This window comes from Radiobacillus sp. PE A8.2 (assembly GCF_045635475.1).
Classification (GTDB): Bacteria; Bacillota; Bacilli; order Bacillales; family Amphibacillaceae; genus JBJGXI01.
Map to the genome: position 1 here is coordinate 1 of NZ_JBJGXI010000099.1, position 1,962 is coordinate 1,962.

General features: G+C 39.3%; 1 protein-coding gene. It reads left to right on the top strand.

The features are described from left to right. The first annotated feature begins 149 nt into the window (after positions 1-149). A complete protein-coding gene (locus tag ACI6MV_RS24815) occupies positions 150-1,877 on the top strand; it encodes an IS1634 family transposase (protein ID WP_407272988.1) in 1,728 nt (575 codons plus the stop codon). The last annotated feature ends 85 nt before the right edge of the window (positions 1,878-1,962 follow it).

A 1,962-nucleotide genomic window follows, 5' to 3' on the forward strand; every position in this document is an offset into this window, starting at 1 on the left:
GGGAGTTTGACACTTAAATACCAAAAAAACACGTAAAAGCCTTGATATGGCTTTATTTTTTTGTCAAATTTTTCAGTTTATTATTTCGTAACATTTCGTAATGTGATATAATAGTTATAATAACAGTCATTTTTCGGAGGTTTCTGCATATGCGGATAAAAGTCAGCCGTTCTAAGAATTCGGAATCATATTTTGTAATTAAAGATATTTACAAAAACAAGAAACGAACCACTAAAGTGGTAGAAGCGTTGGGGAACCGAGAAGACATTGAACGAAAACATCCAGGTGTGGATCCCTTGGAATGGGCCAAGAACTACGCCCGAAAATTAAAGGAAAATGAGAAACAGAAAAAGGCAAAAATCATGGTAGCCTACGATCCAAATAAAGTAATACCTAAGGAAGCGCAGCGTTCTTTTAATGTTGGCTATCTCTTCTTACAATCTATTTACTATCAATTGAAACTTGATGCCGTTTGCCAACAAATTTCGGAGAAACGTGACTTCTCGTTTGATTTGAATACCATTCTTTCCCGTTTAATTTACATGAGGATTCTGCACCCAGCTTCAAAAAAAGGCACTTTTGAACGGGCTAATGAGTTACTGGAACCACATTTGGTGGAAGCACAACACATTTATCGTGCACTGGACGTTCTCGCCGAAGAATCGGATGGAATCGAAGAAGCCGTCTATAAAAACAGTTTGAAGGTTGTCGATCGAAACACGTCCATTTTGTATTACGACTGCACGAATTTTTACTTTGAAATCGAAGAGGCTGATGGCCTCAAGCAATATGGCGTGTCAAAAGAAAACAGGCCCAATCCGATCGTGCAGATGGGACTTTTTATGGACGGCGACGGACTACCTCTCGCGTTCGTGATAAATCCAGGAAATCAAAACGAACAACCGACCTTAAAACCGTTGGAAAAAAGAATCATTAAAGATTTTAAACTTTCCAAATTTGTAGTCTGTACCGACGCCGGCTTATCTTCTCATGAAAATCGCTTGTATAATTCCATGGGAAACCGTGCATTCGTGACTACCCAATCCATTAAAAAACTAAAGAAACACTTAAAAGAATGGGCCCTAAATCCAGAAGGATGGATCCCTGCGAACCGTTCTAGGGAAGGAAAGAGGACAAAGGTACACATCAATTTACAGGAGTTGGACTTGGAGAAGAACAACCAAACCTATTACAAAGAACGGTGGATTCATGAAAATGGCTTCGAACAGCGCTTGGTCGTCACGTTTTCACCGAAATATAAGCGATACCATCAAAGCATTCGAAAAAAGCAGATTGAGCGAGCTATGAAGAAAATGGAGAGGCCAACCAGCTTAGAGAAAAAAAGGGCGAATGACCCCGCGCGATTTATTCAATCTACACATGTTACCCCAGATGGAGAAATCGCGGAAAAAGCAAGTTATACACTAAAAGAGGATCAAATTAAGGAAGAATCCATATATGACGGGTTTTATGGGGTGTGCACCAACCTGGAAAGCACAGTGGAGGAGATTATCCAGATCAACCAACGCCGTTGGGAAATCGAAGAGACTTTTCGAATTTTAAAAAGTGAAATGCGATCCAGGCCAGTTTTTGTTCGAAAAGATGAACGAATCAAAGCGCACTTTCTAACGTGTTTCCTCTCTCTATTGGTCTATCGCATTTTGGAGAAAAAATTGGATGAATCCTTTACCTGTCCAGAAATCATTCAAACCTTACGTGATATGAACGTTCTGGAATATGCTGGGGAAGGCTATATTCCCGCCTACACACGAACGGAATTGACAGATCAATTACATGATGTGTTTGGCTTTCGAACCGATACGGAGATTATCGAGCAAAAAAAAATAAAAAAAATTTTAAAACAAACCAAATCCTAAAAAAGTACGCATTTTTCTAACCAAAAAAAACCACAAGAACGCTTGTCATTACAGCGTTCTTGTGGTTTTAACTGTCAAACTTGAG

Excerpts from the sequence above, each read along its gene's own strand:
- ACI6MV_RS24815 (WP_407272988.1), top strand. The coding sequence starts at position 150 with ATGCGGATAAAAGTCAGCCGTTCTAAGAATTCGGAATCATATTTTGTA.